At 40.9% G+C, this 21,779-nt stretch carries 20 protein-coding genes and 1 pseudogene; 9 read left to right on the top strand and 12 right to left on the bottom strand.

Translation table 11 applies throughout. The features are described from left to right. Positions 1 to 133 precede the first annotated feature (133 nt). Positions 134 to 256, top strand: a complete 123-nt coding sequence (locus tag V7K84_RS34035) for a hypothetical protein (RefSeq protein WP_334844897.1) — start codon at positions 134 to 136, stop codon at positions 254 to 256. 287 nt (positions 257 to 543) lie between these two features. Here V7K84_RS34035 and V7K84_RS34040 read toward each other — a convergent pair. Then, positions 544 to 870: pseudogene (locus V7K84_RS34040) on the bottom strand (IS1634 family transposase); the annotation flags it as partial. 205 nt (positions 871 to 1,075) lie between these two features. Further along, positions 1,076 to 1,240, bottom strand: a complete 165-nt coding sequence (locus V7K84_RS34045) for a hypothetical protein (RefSeq protein ID WP_334844899.1) — start codon at positions 1,238 to 1,240, stop codon at positions 1,076 to 1,078. Between the two features lie 595 nt (positions 1,241 to 1,835). On the opposite strand from V7K84_RS34045, the gene V7K84_RS34050 reads away from it, so the two are divergent. Further along, complete coding sequence (locus V7K84_RS34050) at positions 1,836 to 2,645, top strand: prohibitin family protein (protein WP_334844902.1); 810 nt, start codon at positions 1,836 to 1,838, stop codon at positions 2,643 to 2,645. Positions 2,646 to 2,745: 100 nt separating this feature from the next. Here V7K84_RS34050 and V7K84_RS34055 read toward each other — a convergent pair whose 3' ends face one another. Continuing rightward, the gene (locus tag V7K84_RS34055) at positions 2,746 to 3,207 is read right to left on the bottom strand and encodes a hypothetical protein (RefSeq protein ID WP_334844904.1); all 462 of its coding nucleotides are present in this window, start codon (positions 3,205 to 3,207) and stop codon (positions 2,746 to 2,748) included. 584 nt (positions 3,208 to 3,791) lie between these two features. Between V7K84_RS34055 and V7K84_RS34060 the strand changes: the two genes are divergently transcribed. After that, positions 3,792 to 4,064, top strand: a complete 273-nt coding sequence (locus V7K84_RS34060) for a hypothetical protein (protein WP_334844905.1) — start codon at positions 3,792 to 3,794, stop codon at positions 4,062 to 4,064. Between the two features lie 331 nt (positions 4,065 to 4,395). On the opposite strand, the gene V7K84_RS34065 is transcribed toward V7K84_RS34060, so the two are convergent. The 3 genes from V7K84_RS34065 to V7K84_RS34075 are packed head-to-tail and all read right to left on the bottom strand — an operon-like array spanning position 4,396 to position 6,849. Continuing rightward, positions 4,396 to 4,830, bottom strand: a complete 435-nt coding sequence (locus V7K84_RS34065; RefSeq protein ID WP_334844906.1) for a DUF2358 domain-containing protein — start codon at positions 4,828 to 4,830, stop codon at positions 4,396 to 4,398. Positions 4,831 to 4,842: 12 nt separating this feature from the next. Then, positions 4,843 to 5,997 (bottom strand): glycoside hydrolase family 10 protein, encoded by a 1,155-nt coding sequence (locus tag V7K84_RS34070; RefSeq protein WP_334844907.1) that lies wholly within the window; start codon positions 5,995 to 5,997, stop codon positions 4,843 to 4,845. Positions 5,998 to 6,030: 33 nt separating this feature from the next. Then, a complete protein-coding gene (locus tag V7K84_RS34075) occupies positions 6,031 to 6,849 on the bottom strand; it encodes a DUF1206 domain-containing protein (protein WP_334844908.1) in 819 nt (272 codons plus the stop codon). Between the two features lie 196 nt (positions 6,850 to 7,045). Between V7K84_RS34075 and V7K84_RS34080 the strand changes: the two genes are divergently transcribed. From V7K84_RS34080 to V7K84_RS34095, 4 genes are all read left to right on the top strand, one after another. Further along, complete coding sequence (locus V7K84_RS34080; RefSeq protein WP_334844909.1) at positions 7,046 to 7,909, top strand: alpha/beta fold hydrolase; 864 nt, start codon at positions 7,046 to 7,048, stop codon at positions 7,907 to 7,909. A gap of 306 nt (positions 7,910 to 8,215) precedes the next feature. After that, the gene (locus tag V7K84_RS34085; RefSeq protein ID WP_334844911.1) at positions 8,216 to 8,671 is read left to right on the top strand and encodes a pentapeptide repeat-containing protein; all 456 of its coding nucleotides are present in this window, start codon (positions 8,216 to 8,218) and stop codon (positions 8,669 to 8,671) included. A gap of 421 nt (positions 8,672 to 9,092) precedes the next feature. Further along, the gene (locus V7K84_RS34090; protein ID WP_334844913.1) at positions 9,093 to 10,361 is read left to right on the top strand and encodes an MFS transporter; all 1,269 of its coding nucleotides are present in this window, start codon (positions 9,093 to 9,095) and stop codon (positions 10,359 to 10,361) included. Continuing rightward, the gene (locus V7K84_RS34095) at positions 10,358 to 11,542 is read left to right on the top strand and encodes an anion transporter (protein ID WP_334844915.1); all 1,185 of its coding nucleotides are present in this window, start codon (positions 10,358 to 10,360) and stop codon (positions 11,540 to 11,542) included. Before V7K84_RS34090 ends, V7K84_RS34095 begins: the two co-directional genes overlap by 4 nt. Positions 11,543 to 11,763: 221 nt before the next feature. On the opposite strand, the gene V7K84_RS34100 is transcribed toward V7K84_RS34095, so the two are convergent. From V7K84_RS34100 to V7K84_RS34115, 4 genes are all read right to left on the bottom strand, one after another. Beyond that, positions 11,764 to 11,991: a hypothetical protein gene (locus V7K84_RS34100; RefSeq protein ID WP_334844917.1), complete on the bottom strand. Its 228-nt coding sequence runs from the start codon at positions 11,989 to 11,991 to the stop codon at positions 11,764 to 11,766. A 4-nt stretch (positions 11,992 to 11,995) separates the two neighbouring features. Then, positions 11,996 to 13,399, bottom strand: coding sequence for an RNA polymerase factor sigma-54 (locus V7K84_RS34105; RefSeq protein WP_334844919.1), 1,404 nt, complete (start codon positions 13,397 to 13,399; stop codon positions 11,996 to 11,998). A 66-nt stretch (positions 13,400 to 13,465) separates the two neighbouring features. Then, entirely contained in the window at positions 13,466 to 14,791 is a 1,326-nt protein-coding gene (locus V7K84_RS34110; RefSeq protein WP_334844921.1) for a sigma-54-dependent transcriptional regulator, read from the bottom strand. Next, positions 14,784 to 16,232 (bottom strand): sensor histidine kinase, encoded by a 1,449-nt coding sequence (locus tag V7K84_RS34115; RefSeq protein ID WP_334844923.1) that lies wholly within the window; start codon positions 16,230 to 16,232, stop codon positions 14,784 to 14,786. Before V7K84_RS34115 ends, V7K84_RS34110 begins: the two co-directional genes overlap by 8 nt. A 679-nt stretch (positions 16,233 to 16,911) precedes the next feature. On the opposite strand from V7K84_RS34115, the gene V7K84_RS34120 reads away from it, so the two are divergent. Next, a complete protein-coding gene (locus V7K84_RS34120; protein ID WP_334844925.1) occupies positions 16,912 to 17,604 on the top strand; it encodes a hypothetical protein in 693 nt (230 codons plus the stop codon). Positions 17,605 to 17,651: 47 nt separating this feature from the next. Next, entirely contained in the window at positions 17,652 to 17,879 is a 228-nt protein-coding gene (locus tag V7K84_RS34125; protein ID WP_334844926.1) for a hypothetical protein, read from the top strand. Between the two features lie 178 nt (positions 17,880 to 18,057). On the opposite strand, the gene metK is transcribed toward V7K84_RS34125, so the two are convergent. Further along, positions 18,058 to 19,332: a methionine adenosyltransferase gene (gene metK / locus V7K84_RS34130; protein WP_334844928.1), complete on the bottom strand. Its 1,275-nt coding sequence runs from the start codon at positions 19,330 to 19,332 to the stop codon at positions 18,058 to 18,060. Between the two features lie 262 nt (positions 19,333 to 19,594). Beyond that, positions 19,595 to 20,599, bottom strand: coding sequence for a phosphoribulokinase (locus V7K84_RS34135; protein ID WP_194044767.1), 1,005 nt, complete (start codon positions 20,597 to 20,599; stop codon positions 19,595 to 19,597). Between the last annotated feature and the right edge of the window lie 1,180 nt (positions 20,600 to 21,779).

Below are 21,779 nucleotides of genomic sequence, written 5' to 3' on the forward strand. Positions count from 1 at the left end.
AGTTTAGGGGTAGCCCTACGCAAAAATAGCTCGATGCCAGGTTTAATAATTCATAACTAAAAGCCCCTAGCGATTACAGCCTGGGGCTTTTTGTTATGGTTGTGTGACAAAAAAACTATGCAATTAATAACTTTTGACTACTAGCACCCTTGGACGAAGAGATGCAGGTAATGTGAGCATCGATGCTCGTGATACAGTTGTTTTTGATGGTATAGGCAGTAATGGATTAATAGCGCGGCTCGCAGTTCGGTACTAGCAGGAGCGGTAGGTAACGGTGGTAAAATCCTAATTAATACTGCATCAGTGTCATTACTAATGGTGCTGGCTTAGAACCCACATTCCGCACTTCAACAAGTAGCATGGATAAACTACATAAACAGAAAATGCGCTCATGAGAATTTGAACAATCAAGTAACCAGGAAACAAATAAATTATCTACATCTAAATTCCAGCTTTTTCATGGTGGAAAAAGCTGGTTATTCAATAATATTGAATTAGGATTTTGCAATCAGTTAGGAAAACATCAGATTAAGCAATACTGAATTAGAGAGTTGAAAACTCAGATAATAAGTAATACTTTTGACAAGCTAAAGGCAAAAATTGCAGGATTTGACAACGAGAATCCGTTAAGTTCAAAATCCTTCGCCAGCCCTGTGCAATCATCAACTGAATCCCCTGAAAGCATTGAAATATCCAACGCAAAGTGGGGAATTGTGTATCTTTATTCAGTTGATTTTTTACTGTAGCTTTTTGGGTTTTTAACGCTCTTCTTAATTGTCTTTGTCCTAAATTATAAACTAACAGACATAATGACATTAACATCATTATTGTCTCTACTCTTTCTGGATTCTTCACAAACAGACTATCAGCTACCATAATGCTTTCAAAATCTATTTGTTTGTTATACTCTATTAAGATGTGAGCAAATACTGCTTTATCCGATTCATTTCCTGATGCTCCTCTAAAAAATAAGGGGATATCTCCATCACTACTTCCTATTAAATCTAATATACGAAGTGCGGAATGTGGGATCCAATACTCTGCTCTAATTTTTTATACTCGCTCGGTGTATCGCTCACTGGCATGTATTGTTTTTTTTGCGAGTCAAATTCAGCTTTTGGGTGATTCTCCCCATTGTGGCTCGACTTATTTTGACTCCAGCCTTTTGTTGTAAGCGATCGCACAACTCAACCAAAGTGGCATCGTTATCTTCCTCCACCAAGAGCGCAACTAAAGCCATTTGTTCACTGTTTAATTTGGCAGATTGACCTCCAGAGTGTGGCTTTGCTTCAACTGTGCCACAAAAATGGAATCGCCTAAGTAGGCTCTGAACAAAACTTAAACTCACGCTAAATCGTTTCGCCAGTTGTCATTGAGAGCCTTCTTCATTTTTGTGGGCATCAATGACTTTTTGGCGTAGATCGGTGGAGTAAGCTTTCATATCGGTGCACATGGTTCTTGATATACTCCATCCTCCCACACTGTATTCCACTCAAGTGAGAACCGCTATAATCCTTTGACAAATCATCTTTAAAATTTTCAATTCATTAACGAGCGCACTGCTGGGTCATTTTGTTGTTACCTAGTATCAACTCCAATGGGTAAGCCTTTTTAACGATCGCCTGCTTAGTCTAAAGTCCAGTACATACCGTCCCTGGAAGAAAGGCAATCCGATTATCGAACCTACTGGTATATATCGGCTGAATAATGGGCAGTTGCTATTAAGTCGAGAATGTTCTTAATTTTGGATCAAGTCGAGCTAAAATCATGACGGGAAGAAGCCCATAACTCCTAAATATGTGTCTCTATGCAAGATGCATACATGGTTCACACAGATGATAAAAATTACAAGTTTTAACAGTGCTGGTAAACTGACCGCTCTTTTGTTTTTGATAACTCTCTTTCTCACGCCTTGTGTGATTGTAAATGCAGGAGAACGTGGTGTATTAATGAAATTTGGCGAAGTCCAAAACCAGATATTAGGAGAAGGACTTCACTTAATTATTCCTGTAGTTAATACTGTGAAAAAGTTGAGTATTAGAGTCCAAAAACAGGAAATTTCTGCTGAGGCTTCCTCCAAAGATTTACAAAATGTTTTTGCCGATGTAGCTCTCAATTGGCATATTATTCCCCAGGAAGCAAATGTAATTTTTCAGGAAATTGGAGATGAACAAAATGTAGTTATTCGGATTATTAACCCCGCAGTTGAAGAAGTACTAAAAGCGGTAATAGCAAAGTATACTGCTGAAGAAATTATTACTAAACGAGGAGAAGTCAAAAGTGGAGTAGATGATGCATTGTCCACAAGATTAAATAGCTATCACGTTGCAGTTGATGATATTTCTCTAGTTCATGTCCATTTTTCAGAACGATTTGGTGAGGCGGTGGAGGCAAAGCAGATTGCTGAACAAGAAGCAAAACGAGCAGAATTTATCGCATTAAAAGCAACAAAAGAGGCTGAAGCAAAAGTGAATTTAGCCAAAGGAGAGGCTGAGACGCACAGATTATTACGTGATGGTTTAACTCCAGAAATTCTGCAAAGGCAAGCAATACAAAAATGGAATGGGAAGCTGCCATTAATTGTAAGTAAGGAGGCTCCAAAATTGTTGAATTTAAGTGAATTTTTAAAATTTGACGAAAATTGATCTTTTTATTCGTAACTTTTACATGAATTGCTATATCTATACAAATTATAATCTGGGCGCATATATGTGCGCCCAGATTTCAGAAAGGTGAAAAACTAAATTAACTGTTGGAGAATAAAATGGGAGAATCGAGAATCTTCAACTGGATCAATAGCATAATCAACAGTGTATAAACTGTTGAAGAAATTAGACCTGTGAACAATTCTTTTTTAAGGTTATGCTCTTGAGGTTCTTTTTGAAAAATGTCCTTAGAACCGAATTGCATCAAGAGAATTCCCACAATATTAGAGAGCCAGTATCCGATAATTGAGCAAGGTAGAAGTAATTTTGGGGAAAGTAAACTACATGCATACCCAAAACCATAAGCTATGGGCAAATTAAATAGTAGGTCATTCCACCAACATAGTGGTGACAACAAATATCCCAGTACCAGAAAAAATCCACCTCTGAGTTTTTTGAAAATGTCTTTTTTGAATTCTACTGGAGTAGACTGTTGTAACTGATCTATTGCTGTGTCCCCTGTTACATTCAACTCTTGACTAACGTTTTGGACGCTTTCCATAAAAACCCACTATTCCTATCGTCTTAGTGTAGTTTAATTTATATATTAAATTAACGTCTAGTACACGAGTGATAACATTTTGGCTTTTTGATGCTGAAAGTTTTACCACAGAATATTTTCAGCAAAATTGAGGTTTAAATCAGCTACTTAACAATATCTGATTTCTATCCAGAGACATAAGCTGTTACCTATACAACTTGCACTATCAGGGCGCTCATGTTGCCCACCCCACAATCATATTGAAAAAAATATTAGTGCAAATTAAAGGCACAACAGCTTATCAGTTAGTTCGCTTCTTGCAGAATCTGGGTTTCATTTCGGTATCTGAGCGAAACAGAAAAATTTATACACACTTGAGACAATTAACGTTATTTGTCGCTTAATAAGTTTTAAAATCAAAATACCTCTTCCTAGATCATAGCACACGATGAGTTCCAACACCGATACTGCAATAGCCAGAGCTTCATTAAGTTAGGGTGGGTGGATGTTGAGTTGCAAAATTTTTATGTTTTTGCATCTAGTAAGGGCAGAAATTTTAACTAATAATAGCTACAATAAAGATGCCTCAGCATCTTAATCGGAAAATGACAGATTTAACTTCAAATAGCACCTTTTTAATAGCAGGAATTGTTTTTATAACGATTGCTGTGATCGGGCAATCTAAATTAGCTTTTATTGAAATCAATCCCGGTTTTTTTGGGAGATTTATGGCTTTAATTATTGGGATTTCGAGCCTATTATATGCTTTGGGATTACTCAATTTTTCTGCCGTAAACCTTGACTTATTAAGAACTTCTCTGACAGAGCAAATAAAACAAAGCATAAGTTCAATTAATGAGCTTTTGCAAGGTTCGTAATAGGTCTCAAAAATAATTTTTTGGCTCCATTTCAATACTTGTGGGTTAAGAGGATGTTTGAAAAGTCTTGTTGTTGGTAGCAAAAAGTTTTAGATCCCCCTAAATCCCCCTTCAAAAGGGGGACTTTAAGAAGTTTTCCTCCCTTTTGAAGGGGGGCTAGGGGGGATCAATAAGTGCCTAAAATCACACCTAAGCACTTTTCAAACAACCTCTAAGGGTAAAAGGTAGAATTCACCCCTTAACCTTTGAAAATAATACTAATAATATGCTCCGACAAGACTGTAAGCCAGGCTAGCCATTACTAATAAAGTACAGCTTTATCAAGGTTAGGTTAAACTGTACCTCCTCCTTCCCTTTGCCAAAACTGCCGTAAAATCTCCCCTGGCTTTCTATCCCAGGTGTCGATATGCTCATATATCAAATTATCTTGATTAAGTTTATATGTTGAATAGCCATTAAAAAGCAACCCTGCTTTCCAAGGAACGCGCAACACTCCCCGCACCGTCCACTTTGCTAAAATCGTGTCTTCGACTGACTGATAAACCTCATGTACATCAAAGTGAATTTGGGTAAAAAACAGCCGAGCGTGAAATCGTAAAGTCCAAAATATAATGCGATAATTAAATTTGTATTTGAATGTATTCACCGGATCTTTAAAATAGATATCCTGTGTATAAATGTGATATGAGATATCTTTTTCAAAAAGTGTCGGTAAATCCTCTTTTAAAGTCTTAATTACCCGTTCCACTGGCAATTGATATTCCACGCACCTTTTCCCTTAAAAAAGATTTTTTAACAAAATTTCCACTCCTGACCAAATAGAAGATGTCTTCTTGTGACTCACACCATCTGGATTCAAATCTAATAGAGTGGGAAATGATGCAGACTTAGCATAAGGCCCATTGCGCAAAACTTTAGCAAGGGTATTGTTATTCTCGCGCAAACCTTCATAAAAGAAGAATACCTCTCCTTGAATACCAAGTTGACGATTGTATTCAATTGCCTGCACCAGATATTCTGGGCTAATACAGTAAGAGCCAAGCTTCATCAGTATTCCCGGTGCTAACTTCGGCAGTGTCGCATCTGTGAATTGCTGGTTTACCAGTTTATCAGCGATCGCTTGATAACTCCTAAAGTCACGGCGATAAATCTGCGGCTGAATCATATCAACTATCCCCCGCTTCAGCCATGCGGGCGAGTCTTGCAGATATTCCTGGAATGCCCAATCATGAATATTGGGTGCGATCGCTACTAATAAATTAGGATTTACCACTTTCACCTCCCGGTAGAGACGCGCCAAAAACTCAGTGAGAATATCTGCACGCCACTGTAACCATTGTCTATCCTTGGCGTTCTGTGGCGGATTGCGATCGAATTCCTGGCGATAGCGGGTGACAGTTACCCGATCGTAGCCACCTTCAGAGGGTAATGCTGGCAAGCGATCATCTCCTTGAACGCCATCCACATCATAATTCTTTACAACTTCCAGCACCAAGCTTAACAAGAATTCTTGCACCTGTGAGTCGAGTGCATTCAACCACTCAAAGCCGTTTTTCTTCAGTAACTTGCCGTTACAATCGCACGCAGCCCATTCCGGTTTTTTCTGTAAAAGTACACCACCATTCAAATTGTAAGAACTGGCAAAACCGTATTCAAACCAAGGAATAACTTTCAACCCAACTCGCCGCGCCTCAAGTACCACCTCTTCTAAAGGGTCACGGCCTAAAGACACCGGGTCAATTTCGACTCCAAAAGTCTGCTGCATTATTTGGCTAGGATATAAAGTTACTGCCTTATCCCAAACAACTGGAAACACTACATTAAATCCTGTCTCGGCCAGGAGATCCATCGCCTCGGCAATGCGTTCCTTTGACCTGAGAACCTTACTATCAGTAATAGTCAGCCAAATACCACGGATTTCTATTATTGGCATTTCTATAAATTGAAATTATTGGCACTGCACCATCTAAACATTGACTAGCCGACGATACCGCGCCTGTACTATTGTGTAAATGGCATAGGCAACTAAACCTAGTGCCACAATACCCAAAAGCCATGCTCCGTTAGGCTGTTGCGCTAGCGTCTGTAATACTTCATCCAAACCTTCTGCTGTAGCGGCGTCCGACTGTTTTGCTGCTTCAATTAAAAACCAACCGATAATACAAAATACTATACCCCGTGCCGCTAAACCAAATCTGGAAATCCTCATTACCCATTGGGCTTCTGTGTTGCTTAATTCAGTTAAATTGAGTTCTTTACGAAATTTGCCACTAAAAGCTTGATAAAACTGATAGAAACCTAGAGCAATTACAAACGCCCCCACAGTTCCAACTAACCATTCACCAAAGGGTTGAGAAAGCAAACGTGCTGTCGAATCTTCAGTAGAATCACTACTATTTTTACCGCTGCCTGTACCCATAACGATTTGCACAGCACTTAAGGCTAAACTTGCATAAATCAAGCCATTAACTGCGTAACCAATTCGCACTGCCAAACCTTTGGCATCATTACCTTTATTTTCTGGGTCTTTAATTGCCTGTACAAAACGCCAGACTACATATCCAATCAAGCCAATCGCAATTAAAGCCAGCAAAAATTTACCAAATGGCTGGTTAACGATTGTTTGAAGAGCGCCTTGGGTATCAGTTGTTTTACCACCGTTGCCACAAGCCGCCTGTGCTGCCAGTAGTCCAACTATACCGTAAACTACTCCCTTGGAAACATAGCCAAATCGTCCCAGTCGCTCAACCCACAATGAAGCATGGTTTGTCAACTGTTGTGTCATGGTAGTTGGAGAGAATTATTATATTTACTTTTTACCAAAATTTACTCACGAATCACATCTACCTCAAGACAAATTGTCTAATATTTTTGCAAAAAATCACTATCGCAATATAGATGTGAGACCGATCAAAATAATATTACACTTGCTAAGTACAGTATTATCATTTAGTTTTTTTAATGCTGAATTGGGATTAATTATGTCTCTAATAGAAAGTTCTTGGAAACACGAATATATAACTTCCAATGGGGTAAAACTACACTACGTTACCCAAGGTGAAGGCCCTTTAATGTTGATGTTGCATGGGTTTCCTGAGTTTTGGTATTCTTGGCGGCATCAAATACCAGAATTTGCCCAAAATTTTCAAGTCGTTGCCCTTGACTTGCGTGGCTACAACGATAGTGATAAACCAAGTGAGCAATCAGCTTATGTAATGGATGAGTTTATTAAAGATGTTGAGGGACTAATTAAAGGATTAGGATACCAAAAATGTGTATTAGTTGGACATGATTGGGGTGGTGCGATCGCTTGGAATTTTGCATACACTCACCCCGAAATGTTAGAACAATTAATTATTCTTAACCTGCCTCATCCTGCGAAATTTGCTCAAGGGTTACGCACTCCCCAACAGTTGCTACGTAGCAATTACATATTCCTCTTTCAACTACCCTGGATACCAGAACTACTTTTACAATTTTCAGACTACCAAGCAATTGAAACAATTTTTAAAGGTACAGCAGTTAACAAGAGTGCTTTCACTAAAGCGGATATTGACGCATATAAAGATGCTGCGGCAAAACGAGGTGCTCTCACAGCAATGTTGAACTACTACCGCAATGTTTTTCAGCAGAGAATGCTAAATCCAAATTGGGGCATTCTGGAAGTGGCAACACTGATGATTTGGGGAGAAAATGACACCGCACTTGGCAAGGAACTAACCTACGACACCGCAGCTTATGTCAGGAATTTGCAAATCAAATACATTCCTAATTGTGGCCATTGGGTGCAGCAAGAACGGCCGGAATTGGTTAATCAGTATATGCGAGAATTTCTGAGGACTTAATCTAAACCATCAATTGATAAGTATAAATACTTCTCTAGCTAGCTATAGCAAGTAGCACCAGTTTTTACTTTTAAAAAGATTTAATAGTGATTTAATACTGGTATTTTTTAAGTGTTTTTTGGTAAAAATCGCCAAAAAATCGAAATTAATGGCATTATTGACATCAATTTTATCTGTGTTTCAGATCGCAATTAACTTGTCAAAAGATAGATTGTCACAAGATACATTGACCTCACGAAGTTTAGTGAGATAATAGAACTGTGAGGGACAGAACGGACGCAACTCGATTATTAAGGGGGAAAATTTATGAAACTCCAGCTATTAGCGGCCATGGCCTTAGCAACACCCCTATTTTTCGCTAGCTCGGTTAGAGCCGAGAATCCACAGGATTTACAAAAGCTGCTTTCAACTGGGGAATGTGTTAAGTGCGAACTATCAGGAGCTAACCTTAGTGGCGCTCATTTAATTGGTGCTGACTTGAGAGGCTCGAAGCTCCAAGGAGCTAACCTTGTAGGAGCTAACCTCGAAGGTGCTGACTTAACTGGTGCAAACTTGGCAGGTGCTAACCTAACATCTGCTTATGTAACCAATGTCAATTTGAAGCAAGTTAATCTCAACGGAGTAAATTTTACTCGCGCTACGATTCACGATTCTAATGTGTATCAAGCATCAATGAACGAGCTAAATCTTACTGATGCGGAAATATTTAACACTGGAATCGGGATTGGGGGAGAAGACGCTGAAATTCCCGATTGGAAATAGACTCAACTGAGTACACAGGTTAAAACAATACAACATAGGTTTTGGCGGGTTTGAAATCAAATAAACTAGTTTTTTGCCAGAATTATCCTTAAAACCTGCCTCTACAAAAATATTAAAATAAATGAAACCCCTCTGCGTTGTAATCACTTTACTATGGCAAAAGCAGAGGGGGTTTCTTTTTGCGATCGCACTGATATCCACAAAAGAAAGTGCAATCAAAATCTAAAAATCTTTACTATTTCCCATTAAAGAACTTTACCGCCTCTAATTGAAATCAGGGTTTTGGCAATTATTTGCGTAAGTTGTATACAGCACAAAGAGGGTTTTTTCGCTAGATGTAGCCGGATGCAATTGATTTGGCACGATTTTTGCATAAGAGTATTGTGACCCTCCATAGCTCACAAAATATCACTAAAGACTTATGCAACAACAGCGAAGACCGAGTAAGAAGAGTTTGCGATCGCTTGATTACTTGAATGTGTTTCTCGCAGATGTGCGCGATGGTGTTGGGCCATATTTGAGCATTTACCTAAAAGCCTCAGCAAATTGGAACCCAGCCCAAATTGGCATGGCGATGTCAGCTTCGGCAATTGCCACAGTTATTGCTCAAACACCAGCTGGTGCATTGGTTGACAGGCTACGTCAAAAACGGATGTTGATTGTACTGGCGGCTGTGTTTGTTTCTATCGGCTGTATTGCTATGGGCTTGTTCCCCACCTTGCCTGTTGTCATTGGCTCTCAGATTATGATTGGGATTGCTGCTGCAATTTTCCCACCTGCGATTACTGCTATTACTCTGGGACTCGTAGGACATGAGAGATTAGATAGGCGGGTAGGTCGTAATGAAACATTTAACCATGCAGGTAATCTGCTAGCTGCAACTCTCGCTGGTTTAGCAGGTTACTTTATTGCACGCAAGGCAATATTTTTCCTAGTTGCAGCTATGGCTGTGGGCAGTATTATTTCAGTGAGGATGATTCGCGAAAGAGAGATTGACCACGAATTAGCGCGTGGAGATGGAGAAGAGGGCGAAGAGGAAGATAATGAAAAACATCAGCAGCCTTATGAAGGCATATTGCAATTATTGAGCGATCGCAAAATCTTATTTTTTACTATTGCAGTAGTTCTGTTTCACTTTGCCAATGCTGCTATGTTACCGCTAGTTGGTCAAGAATTGGCACAGGGTAAAGGGGCAAGTGACACAGTTTATATGTCTGCTTGTATCATTGTCGCTCAGTTAGTGATGATTCCAGTTTCTAACTTGGCTGGACGTTTCGCACATACAGCCCGAAAACCCATATTTTTGCTTGGCTTTGCCGTCTTACCGATTCGAGGAGTGCTGTATACACTTTCGGATAATCCCTATTTTCTCGTTTCTGTGCAAATTCTGGATGGTATTGCAGGCGGGATTTTTGGAGTGCTTTCGGTGTTGATGGTAGCTGATTTGACTAAAGGCACGGGACGCTTTAATGTTACCCAAGGAATGCTCAACACTGCTATTGGTGTCGGTGCGGGTTTGAGCAACGTGTTGGCTGGATTTGTGGTTAAAAATGCTGGTTACAACGTTGGTTTTTTGATTTTAGCAGCGATCGCAGTTGTGGCTTTGGCAGTTTTTTGGTTCTGTGTACCTGAAACAAAAACAGGAGTTAATAGAAATGCATCACATCAAAAGCATTTAGCGAAATCATGATTGTTTTCAAATACATGATCATTGGACTGACTTATATCGGTTTGGGTTTAGGATATCTCCCTGGTTTGCGGATGAACCGAGCCAGTATTGCTTTAGTTGGTGCATCTTTGCTGATGGCATTCGGAGTATTAGACCTCAAAGAAGCATGGCAAGCGATAGACTATAAAACGCTGATTTTCCTGTTTGGCATGATGGTAATCAGCACAAACTTAGCTTACGCTGGTTTTTTCCAATTAACCCTTGATACAGTTACACACTTTACTCGTAGCCCTTTGGGTTTGCTGATTGTTTTAACTTTCGGCAGTGGAATTCTCTCGGCTTTTTTTCTGAATGATACTATCGCTCTAATTTTTACTCCTTTGGTTCTCGGTTTAACCCAAACTTTGAACCTGAATCCGATTCCTTACTTACTTGCCTTGGCGGGAGCAACTAATCTGGGTTCAGTAGCTACCTTAAGTGGTAATCCGCAAAATATTTTGATTGGTTCCTTCTCTGGTATCAGCTATCTCGATTTTGCAAAAGCATTGACTCCCATCGCATTAGTAAGTTTGTTAATCCAAATTGGGTTATTGTGGTGGCTTTATCCTGATGTTCGTTCTACTAAATCTTGTCCGAGTGTAACCCCCGTGCGTTACCGCATATTTAAACCGTTGCTGACTAAAAGCCTATTGATAACAGGAGGACTATTAATTGCATTTTTAATTGGGATACCTCCAGCTCAAGCAACACTTATAGCTGCTGGTTTACTGTTCATTACTAGGCGAATCAAACCGCAACGAGTTTTAAATAAAGTGGATTGGGATTTACTGGTGATGTTTTCTGGACTGTTTATTGTGACTGCTGGAGTAGAAAAATTAGGAATATTGAATTTATTTAGCGGTTTAGTTTATACTCCCTTGAGCATATTAGGAATTACTGCTCTGCTTTCAAATTTAGTTTCTAATGTTCCAGCAGTATTATTACTACAACATTTAATTCCTCATCCAGACACAAGAACCTGGTTACTATTAGCAGCAGGATCTACCTTAGCAGGTAATCTAACTTTGTTAGGTTCAGTTGCTAATTTAATTGTTGCTGAGGCTGTGGCAAAACTTGGTTATCAATTGTCATTTTGGGAACATCTGCGTTTTGGTCTACCGTTAACTGTCGTGACTCTCATCCTGGCTTATTTTTGGATTTAGGGACTTCCAAATAAAAAAATACTCAACAAACCGGCGATAAAACTCTCTCCTTCCAATACGGTTCGGATAAGGTTTTTTGATGACACGCCGCTAATTGCAAAGACGCGATAAATCGCCGTCTCTACAATAATCAGTCCTTTGTAGAGACGGCGATTTATCGCGTCTCTTTCCTTAACCCAAGCGTATTGCCTTAGTCATTAGTCATTCGTCAACAATCAAACTTAAAATTTCAGGCTCAAAGCCGCAAGGTTCAAGCTCAAAGGTGCAACGTTCAAGCTCAAAGGTGCAACGTTCAGGTTCAAAGGCGCAACTTCGAGGCTCAAAGGCGCAACTTCGAGGCTCAAAGGCTCAACGTTCAGGTTCAAAGGCTCAACGTTCAGGTTCAAAGGCTCAACGTTCAAGCTCAAAGGTGCAACGTTCAGGCTAAAAGGCTCAACGTTCAGGTTCAAAGGCTCAACTTTGATATTTCAAGAGACTTCCTTGCTTCCTGCTCTTGCTTCCCATCTTTTTATTAGTCAACTTGCGGTGATGTGATGACTTTATCCCAGCAATTTTACGGTATTTTGTGACTGTTCTGCGAGTGATGGGGAGACAAAATCGGATTTTCAAAAGCTGGGCTAATTGTTCATCAGTATAAGGATTGGCGGGTGATTCTTTTGCAATTAACTGTATTAGCATCTGTTGGATTTGTTGAGGAGTACGTCCGCCTACTCCTACAGGAACACATAGTGAATGCAACGGAATTATCCGACTGTTTTGGTTACAAACTAATATATACCGTCCCCGCACAATCCGACTGACTGTAGAGTTACTAAGTCCTACCGATTGAGCTACTAGTTGCTGAGGGGTAGATACTAAGTCTAATTTATCCCGACTCTGCAAAAAAGCTTGCTGTCGCTCAACTAAAAATTTCCCAACTTTGAGCAGATTTTCCTGCCATTGTTGCAATGCTGTGAGTAAATTTCTAGCTTTTTGTAATAATGCTTCTAGCTGTTGGGTATCTCGCCTTGCTTTTGATGATTCCTGGAAAAGCTTAATGGCTTCGGAATTCAGACAAAAACGTTGTTTGACTTCATAGGCTAAAGAAATTTGCCAACTTCCAGCTATTAGCTCAACTTTTAAATCAGGGGTGACGATGGGAGCATCGCTACCACCGAAGTTTCTGGCGGGACGCGGTTCTAATTCTTGAATCTCATGAATAGCATCGGTGAGTTTCTCGATGTCAACATTAATATTTTGATGATTTTGATGCAGCTTTTGTAATAGTATTTGAAAATTTTGCTTTGACTCGGAAGAATTACCAATACAATTTGCTATGTCTTCTAAATAATTTTTAATTAGTAGAAAAGCTAAACTTTTAGGCTGGTATTTAAGTTGTACTAACAGACATTCTTGTAGGGAGCGTGTACCAATTCCAAGTGGATCTAAAGTTTGGAGGATAGGCACTACAGCCTCTAGTTCTTTTGCACTCCAGATACTACCATCTGCCCAAACTTCTGGAGTTTCTTCTAAGTAACCGGAGTTGGATAACCACTGAGTTAGATAGGTTAAGGTTTCACGTTGTCTTGATGGGATTGATAAAGCTGATATTTGTCCGAGAAGATGCTCGCTGAGGCTTAATTCCTGGGCGATGGGACTATACCAATTAGGTAGAATATCGTCTAAAAGTGCTTCGCTGTTATGGAAATCAGAATTTTCTACTATAAATGGATTGTGTTTACATTCTTCTCGAAGATGGTCGAATACTCGTTTTCCATCCCACGGTAAGAAGCGAACTAAGTACTGTAGGGTTGGGTAAATAACGGTTTGAGTTTCTAAGTGTGTTTCTAGTGTAGATGCTGAGTTTAAGGAATTCATGATACGAACCGCAGAGGCGCAGAGGACACAGAGAGTAGGAAAAATACTTAACTCAAGGGTATTTTGCTATAAATTCCATTGTTTCTTTTTTTGTTCAAAGCTTTCGACGGAAATTCCTAATGCTTTGTGGGGTTCTTGGGGATAAAGTGTTAAAGCATGGCGGATAAAGTTTATTTCTAACTGAGCGATCGCTTCCTCTAAGTTCAGATTCATCTGATGTTCTTGATTAAAAATGAGATGCTCTGGAAGAAGGGTTCTTCCTCCAGAAAAAACTGCTGCTCTCTCTAAAGTATTTTGCAGTTCTCGTACATTTCCTGGCCAAGCGTAATCTATGAGTTTTTTTAGGGCGGTTGAGGTGATTGCTAAATTTTTAATTCCGTTTCTTAGGGCAATAGAACTTAGAAAATGTTGGGTAAGTTGTTCTAAATCTTCGGGGCGATCGCGCAAAGGTGGCAATTCAATTCGTACTACGTTAAAGCGATAGTATAGGTCTTCTCGAAACTGATTGAGGCGTACCAATTGCTCTAAGTTCCGATTGGTGGCAGCTAAAATGCGGACATCTACAGTTTTGGTTTGGTTACTACCCAAGCGCTCGAAGGATTTATCTTGTAATACTCGCAACAATTTTCCTTGAATTATCTGGCTCAATTCTCCGACTTCATCCAGAAAAATTGTGCCGCCATTGGCTTGTTCAAAACGACCAATTCGCAAGTGATTTGCTCCGGTGAAAGCTCCTTTTTCGTGACCGAATAATTCTGCTTCTAATAAATGTTCTGGGAGAGCTGCACAGTTCACTTTTACCAAAGGGCCGCGACTGCGAGGGCTAGCATTATGCAGTGTGGAAGCGACTAACTCTTTGCCCGTACCTGATTCGCCGACAATCAAAACTGTGGTGTTTCCTTGCGCAAGTCTACCAATGAGTTTAAAAACTTCTGCCATTTTAGGCGATCGCCCCAACAGTTCTTCTGGCTGTCCGAGATTTTGAATATTTGCTTCACCAATTTGCTCGGCGGATGCTTGGGAATGAGCTAAAGCTTTTTGTGCCAAGTTAACTAAATCTTCTAAATCGAAGGGTTTAGTTAAGTAATCATAGGCTCCCAATTGCATGGCTTCAATGGCTGTACGACTTGTACCATAAGCTGTCATCACAATGACTGGCAGTTCAAATAGAGTCTTACTACCTAAAGCTTTTAAAACAGCACTACCCTGAGTTTTGGGCATTTTCAAATCTAGAAATACCAAGTCAGGACGAGAGATGCTATCTTGTTGAATTATTTTCAGTCCTTGTTCTCCGTCTTCTGCCTCTACAACGACGTAACCTTCATCTTTTAAAATCTGCGCCATCGCCTGACGCAAAGCTTTTTCGTCATCAATAATCAAAATCTTAGCCATCGTTGTGATTCTTCGGTAAGTAAACGCTAAAAACGGTGCAACCCGGTTGAGATTTGAAATCAATATGCCCTCCGTGTCGGGTGACAATCTCGTGGCTAATTGCTAAACCTAAACCTGTTCCTTGAGGTTTTGTGGAATAAAAAGGATCGAAAATGCGATCGCGTTCTTCTGGTGCTAAACCTGCGCCAGTGTCTTTTACCCAGGTTACTAAGTAGTCTTGCTCTTGGCTTACACCAACCTCAACTTGACTTTCCGGTGGACTTGCTTGGATGGCATTTAAGATTAAGTTAACCATTACCTGTCCTAACTCTCGGCGGCGTAGTGGTACTTGGGGCAAGGGTTCAGCAGCAGAGCGATAAAAAAGCGTCACTCCCTGTTCTTCGGCTTTGAGACGTAATAGAGAAACTGATTCAGAAGCGATCGCTTCTAGGGAAGTTGTTACCATTTCTTCCTGCTGATTTTGGTCAAAATACAATAGCCGTCGCACCAGCATCTCTAAACGGTCTACTTGCTCTAGTAAGCTAGCGATCGGTAAAGTTGTAATTCCCTGCTTTTTTAATTGCCGTTCTGTATATTGCAAGTTGAGGCGCATACTAGCTAAGGGATTGCGGACTTCATGAGCTACCCCTGCTACCAGTTGTCCCAAAGAAGCCAAGCGCTCAACTCGGTGCAAGCGCTGCTCTAACTCTTGGCGGCGGTATTGCATACTATTTATAGCAGTTCCCAACAGTCCCATTTCTGCGGGTAGCGGAGGAATTAGCGAAGCTTTATCCTCTTCCATTGCTTTAATACTTTGCTGGAGTCGCTGCACTCCCCACTGAAGTTGTAAGGCAATATAAAAAGTCCAAACTCCCACGACTAAAATTCCTAAAACCACGAAAACACTTAAAACGTTTTGATTGCTATCTTCTAGATGAGGCATACGTTTCATCGTCCATACTGCGCCCCACAGAGGTAAGGGATCGGCACGCAGTAGCAAGACATCAAGACCAGGGTGCAGTACTAATTCCTGGGGTAAACCTTGGCTTGTGGCTCTCCGAGTTAATTGCAAAATTGTGTCTCGTTCAGCAGGAGGAATATCTTTTTTGGGGACAGGGCCACCGTGGGTAGGATAGGCATAGCCTAAAAGCTGGTCTTGTTGCAGCAGATAAAATCCCCCTTCTACCCTTGGAAAAGCAGTTAGGGCATCGTTTGAAAGTTCTGCCAATTGTTTAACTGGCTTTGGTGCTTGCCCAGGATTTGATTCCCAAAACAGCTTAATTAGTCTGGTGTTGGCAAAAGCTAGTTCTCTCTGATTTCTGGCAACAACAGCACCTTCCAGACTTTGAAATAGTTGTACCACTAACCACAAAGCAGCTCCACTTAAACCTAAAAAAAGGATGCTGAGGATTGTTAGCTGTCGCCGCAGTGTCCAACGTTGAGGTAACACAATAGGTTGCATGGAATAAGGGTTAGAACTTCTAGAAGTGCAAAAACTATAGCGGTTCTCGTTTGGATGCAGTACCCGTTGAACCCACCCCCAGCCCCTCCCTGCAAGCCTACGGTGTAGACACAAGTCTGAAATAGCTGATTAACCAAGGTTTTTACCCCACCCTAACCCTCCCCTTTCTAACTATCCATTAGTCACATCTTTCTTTACAATCTTGAAACGCTTGTTTTGTAGGCATCTTGAACACTGAGGTGTCAAACATACTTGACAGATTGGCTCTTAGTCTTCTCGCTAAAATTAGGTTTTTATTGAGAATTGACGACGAACGAATCAGGGTTAGAAAAAGCGTGAGTGAATACTCTCGTAAATGTTGAGAAAGATCCGGGTAATGGATAGCCTTTCTAAGGGGAGGGAACTAGATTTCCGGTCTCCCCCCAATGCATCGGGGGGATTAAGGGGGGTAATTAGACTTGTGTGTACAACCGTAGGCTTACCAAGGGGAGGAGAGATAAAGAAAGCTACGCTTTGGCGGGATGGGGTTCCGAGTGGATTACAACGAAGCGCAAAAACTATGGCAAATTCTAGTTGCTCATTTTTCATGCTGCCTTACTAACTAGTGAGTGTCTTGTATCTATGGCACGAGTTTTGCACTCTTACAGTTATAGTTAGCGATTAAATTCAGTTAAAACAGATGAATAACTCCAAAGTTCGTATTCCGAAAGAAATTGCTCCCGATGTTTTTGCCTTGGCGGCTCAGTTGTATGCCCAAGAAAATCAGGATTATTCTTTAGAAGAGATTATGCAAGCTGGGGCAGAAGTACAAATTCCGCCAGAGGTGATTCAACAAGCTATACAACAGATTCAAGCCAAGCAAATCCGAGAGCGCGATCGCCAATGCAAGTTAAAGTTAATTTTAACTAGTGGCGGCATCGGAGCAGCGATCGCACTTTTCGGTTTTTGGACATACAATACTGTTGCTAGTAATGCTACACCAAGCGGGCGATCGCTAGAAGCTAATCTCCCAAGTCCCAATTTACCCAATCCTAATCGTCTAGAGATTCCCCCAGCACCCCCACCAGAATTACCCCCCACAGAGGAAACCACTTTCACTGGAGAGGTAAAACAGTATCTTCTCAACCCTGAAGGTAAGGTGGATGGACTATTACTCAATAACGGGCTACAGGTGAAATTTCCTCCCCAGATGGCGAATAGTTTAGTGGGAATAATTACCCCAAACACGAAAGTGAGCATTTTTGGCAATCCCGGCTTTTCTACTCGCTTCGGACAGGAAGTGAGAGCCAAAAAAATCACCAATTCTCAAACTGGACAGATTTTAGTCGAACAACCTCCCACAACAACCTCCCACAACAGCCCCCCAACTTAAACAACTACAGTACTTTATCTGCGGAGGGAACTGCTCAGAATTGGTTGGTGGGACATCAAGGAGAAATTAACGGCGTTATTATCTCTAATGGCACAATTGTCAAATTCCCGCCCCATGTAGGCGAACAGCTAGCCAGTATGGCGAACATCGGAAACACAATTCAAGCCAAAGGATTCGGCACTCGCAATCGTTACGGACAGATTTTAGAAGCTACGGCATTGTCAGTTAATGGGCAATCTGTATCTTTGCAACCAAAAGCCATCACCAGCCCGTAATACCATTGACAAAAATCTTTGCAACAGATGAATCTCATGTCGGGGCGTTTAGCTTGACAAAGTAGTAGTTTTACTTTTGGATCTGAAGGTGGATAGCAAAAAATGAGAGTATTGCTAACTTGTTAAGTTGCCAATACCCTCACGTAGATAAACTAAGTTTTTGTAGTAGCCTATAAGTCTAAGTCAGTGCCTGAGCAACCACTGCCGAAAGTGACTCATTCGCTGCTTGCTTCAACAATTCGGCTTTATCGGTCTGTTCCCAAGGCAAGTCTAAATCAGCCCGCCCAAAATGACCGTAAGCCGCGACGTCCTGATAAAAACGTCCGCCTCGTTCACTTGGTAAGTTCCGTAAGTTGAAGGTATGGATAATCCCTGCTGGACGCAGTTCAAAGTGTTTGTTGATTAATTCCAGTAAGGTTTCTTCATCCACTTTGCCAGTACCAAAGGTATCCACTAGGATACTTGTTGGTCGTGCTACACCAATAGCATAAGATAGCTGGATTTCAACTTTTTCTGCCAACCCAGCGGCGACAATATTTTTAGCTACATAGCGAGCCGCATAAGCAGCAGAACGGTCTACTTTCGTGGGGTCTTTGCCAGAAAAAGCACCGCCACCATGTCGTGAATAGCCACCGTAGGTATCAACGATTATTTTCCGTCCTGTCAGACCAGAGTCTCCTTGAGGGCCACCAACGACAAATTTGCCAGTGGGGTTGACTAAAAAACGTGTTTCCTGATTAGGTTTAACGTCAATGTCGCCAAAAACAGGTTCGACCACTGCTGACCAGAGGTCTTGTTTAATTTTGGCTTGTACCGCCGCCTCATCCGTGATTTCCCCAATAGTGGCTGTATGCTGGGTAGAAATCAAAATCGTATCAATACCTACGGGGCGTCCATCTTCGTAGACTACAGTTACTTGGGTTTTCCCGTCAGGACGCAGGTATGACAATTCACCTGTTTTGCGGACTGCTGCCAATCGGCGAGCAATTCGGTGGGCGAGACTGATGGGTAGGGGCATCAGTTCTGGTGTTTCGTTGCTGGCAAAGCCAAACATTATACCTTGATCGCCCGCGCCAATTTTGTCAAATTGTTCATCACTATCTTGTTCGCGGGTTTCTTGGGCGGTGTTAACGCCTTGGGCGATATCGGGTGATTGTTCGTCTAAAGCTAGCAGAACGCTGGTACTGTTAGCAGAAAAGCCATTGTCAGCATTGGTATAACCAATTTCGGCAATTTTTTTCCGGGCAAGATTGACGAAATTTACGTTAGCTTTGGTGGTTATTTCACCAGTGATTAGCACCAAACCAGTATTAACTACGACTTCAGCGGCGACACGACTGCTAGGGTCTTGTGTCAATAGGGCATCCAGAATAGTATCAGAAATCTGATCGCAGATTTTATCTGGATGACCTTCGGTGACTGACTCAGAGGTAAATAGATATCGACGAGACAAAGGAAATTCCTCCATCGAGAGTTTTTTCGTTGACTAAATGTAAGTATTTAGTTCAACTACTAATTTCTGAAATCATAACAATATTTATACTTCAGTCGTTAGTATCTTCTTGATATTGATAAAAACCACTAACTATAAGGTAAATATCCGTAAGTAAGATAAATGTATGCTAATTATTTTGCAGCTAAAATGTATTTAATAACACAAAAAAATGGGGGTACCCGGAAGCGCCCCCACAAGCTTTGACACAAACACTGCTGCTTTAAACCTGAATCGCTAACTTTGCTTCCGTAGCTGTCAACCGCTCATAAGCAGCACGCATCTTCAAACCTGTAAGCACTTGGAAGAAACCAGTTCCATTATTGGAACCTGGATACTCGCGGTGCTGGAGTAACAAGTGAGTTAATTCACCCTGATATTTTGTGGATGTATTGCTGAGATGGGTTTCGATATAAATGACTTCTTCCAAGTTGTCAAATTGACCATCCACCTCTAGTACTGAGACATAGCGGCCGTAGTACACATCTGAACCGTAGTATAGTTGCATACCAGGATAAGAACAGGTCAGCTTGCGTCCACAAGGAGTCCAATTGATTGTTGACCCTTCATCAAATAAGTAGGTTGGATCGAAGCCTTCCTTACCTTCCCGCTGGAGCATACGTACTCGTAAGACTCTACGTTCGGTGTCATTTTTGATCAAGTTTGTGGGCAATACCTGGAGAACCACATCAGCAAATTCTCTTTGTGGTTCGATAAATTTATCAAAGTCAGGTTTGCGGGAATTGATTTGCGCTAACACATCTTCGTAGCGATGACCGCGTTCAGCCATATCTCGCTGGATTTTCCAGGCAATTTTGACCTCATCGCTAATGTCAAAATAAACACTGAAGTCGATTAGCGATCGCACCCGCTCATCATATAAAGGATGCAGCCCTTCAACAACTATAATGTGATTCGGCTCTATCCGCTCTGGCGGGTCAATCAAGCCGGTTTCGTGGTTGTAAATCGGCTTATCAATCGCTTGACCACTTTTGAGCGCTTTAATTTGCTCATACATCAGGTCAAAATTGTTCGCCCTGGGGTCTAGCGCCGTTATCCCTGTTTCTTTGCGCTGTTTGCGATCCAAGGAGTGATAGTCATCCAAGCAGATGACTGTCATTAAATCTTCACCAAACAAATCGATCAAACGACGCAAAAACGTAGATTTACCGCAACCAGAGTCTCCGGCTACTCCAATCAGTACCACGCGTTCCGGCTTACTTGTCATAAATCTCCTCTAAAATACTAAAGTTGTGTCAATAATTTTTCACACAGCAGATTCCGAAGCCAGGAGTTTACCCCTTTGGTTTATCCTGCGTTCTTGCTACCTAGCACATCTAATAAGACACCAAGCGGGTAAGCAACAAAGTAATTAAGTTGCTACTCGTCGGACTAGCCTGAATGTTGGTGCCGGTAAGTATTTAATCCTAGTGATATATTTGATTTTAACAGAAGGGGGTATCCCATACAAGATTGCTGTCAAGAAGAATTTAGCGTGGTTCCTCAATCATTTTTTTGTTAGTTTAGTTGTTAATTTAAAAATGGGGATCGGCACTGCCCATCAGCGTTGCACCTTTATAAGTCTGCTACTTGTGACTCTATGAATCAAGAATATAAGGTATAATTTATTATTGCCGCAAATTTTCTAATCTTGCTAAATTGTAATTCCTGCTCGACAATACTTAATATATCAAAAGCAAAAATCTATCCAACGAATGAGGAAATAACTTGCATTACCCAAATTCTTGGCTGTAAATTTATGAATATGCTCATATAGAAGCGTTGACGTTATGGCAAAGTACTGATGCAAGGTTGACAGATTTTTCACATCAAGTGAAACTAATTACAGTTGCTTAAATTATGATTGTCTATCTCGTGATATTTGTGGCTGGAGTTGTCCTAGTTATGTAATTGTCCATAGATAGGTAATGAAGATTGCTAACAACATTCCAGAAGAGTAGTAGATTTGGAGAAGTAAAACCAATCGGAAGAAAACCTTCCTTTCTTGGCATTCTCCGATTTAAAGCCCTGGAGTAAGCAAACACAAGGGAAGCTTTTGGAGGTAAACTGAGCGGTAGCTTCCACCGATCGAAGTAGCCCTCCAAAAATATCTATTATTGTGATATTGTGAGTTGCTCATAGGGTACTAAGGTAAAAAGCTATCTCCCTAATGGGGGTGGTAGTTAACGAAAAAAAGATTAAATTGATTCATTATTAACATTCTCCACAAGACTTATCCTTTACTTTAGAAGGTGAACAGGTGTGTTTTTTGCTATGCCTGCATGTCTTTGGTGAGTGTACTTAGCAAGGCATTAATTTAATGATGCCGTTTTTCCTTCTTTCTCCAGTTTTGTGAAACGAAAATCCGGTAAACTAAAGCTGGCATGGGATGGGAATAGTTTTTTTTG

This window comes from Nostoc sp. (assembly GCF_036917315.1).
In the GTDB taxonomy this organism is placed as follows: Bacteria; Cyanobacteriota; Cyanobacteriia; order Cyanobacteriales; family Nostocaceae; genus Nostoc.

Bases quoted from the DNA above. Each gene is read 5' to 3' on its own strand.
- V7K84_RS34090 (WP_334844913.1), top strand. From the start codon at position 9,093: ATGCAACAACAGCGAAGACCGAGTAAGAAGAGTTTGCGATCGCTTGAT.
- V7K84_RS34055 (WP_334844904.1), bottom strand. From the start codon at position 3,207: ATGGAAAGCGTCCAAAACGTTAGTCAAGAGTTGAATGTAACAGGGGAC.
- V7K84_RS34135 (WP_194044767.1), bottom strand. From the start codon at position 20,599: ATGACAAGTAAGCCGGAACGCGTGGTACTGATTGGAGTAGCCGGAGAC.
- V7K84_RS34105 (WP_334844919.1), bottom strand. From the start codon at position 13,399: ATGAATTCCTTAAACTCAGCATCTACACTAGAAACACACTTAGAAACT.
- V7K84_RS34070 (WP_334844907.1), bottom strand. From the start codon at position 5,997: ATGCCAATAATAGAAATCCGTGGTATTTGGCTGACTATTACTGATAGT.
- V7K84_RS34080 (WP_334844909.1), top strand. From the start codon at position 7,046: ATGTCTCTAATAGAAAGTTCTTGGAAACACGAATATATAACTTCCAAT.
- V7K84_RS34110 (WP_334844921.1), bottom strand. From the start codon at position 14,791: ATGGCTAAGATTTTGATTATTGATGACGAAAAAGCTTTGCGTCAGGCG.
- V7K84_RS34115 (WP_334844923.1), bottom strand. From the start codon at position 16,232: ATGCAACCTATTGTGTTACCTCAACGTTGGACACTGCGGCGACAGCTA.
- V7K84_RS34045 (WP_334844899.1), bottom strand. From the start codon at position 1,240: ATGGCTTTAGTTGCGCTCTTGGTGGAGGAAGATAACGATGCCACTTTG.
- V7K84_RS34120 (WP_334844925.1), top strand. From the start codon at position 16,912: ATGAATAACTCCAAAGTTCGTATTCCGAAAGAAATTGCTCCCGATGTT.
- V7K84_RS34095 (WP_334844915.1), top strand. From the start codon at position 10,358: ATGATTGTTTTCAAATACATGATCATTGGACTGACTTATATCGGTTTG.
- V7K84_RS34075 (WP_334844908.1), bottom strand. From the start codon at position 6,849: ATGACACAACAGTTGACAAACCATGCTTCATTGTGGGTTGAGCGACTG.
- V7K84_RS34050 (WP_334844902.1), top strand. From the start codon at position 1,836: ATGATAAAAATTACAAGTTTTAACAGTGCTGGTAAACTGACCGCTCTT.
- V7K84_RS34085 (WP_334844911.1), top strand. From the start codon at position 8,216: ATGAAACTCCAGCTATTAGCGGCCATGGCCTTAGCAACACCCCTATTT.
- V7K84_RS34060 (WP_334844905.1), top strand. From the start codon at position 3,792: ATGACAGATTTAACTTCAAATAGCACCTTTTTAATAGCAGGAATTGTT.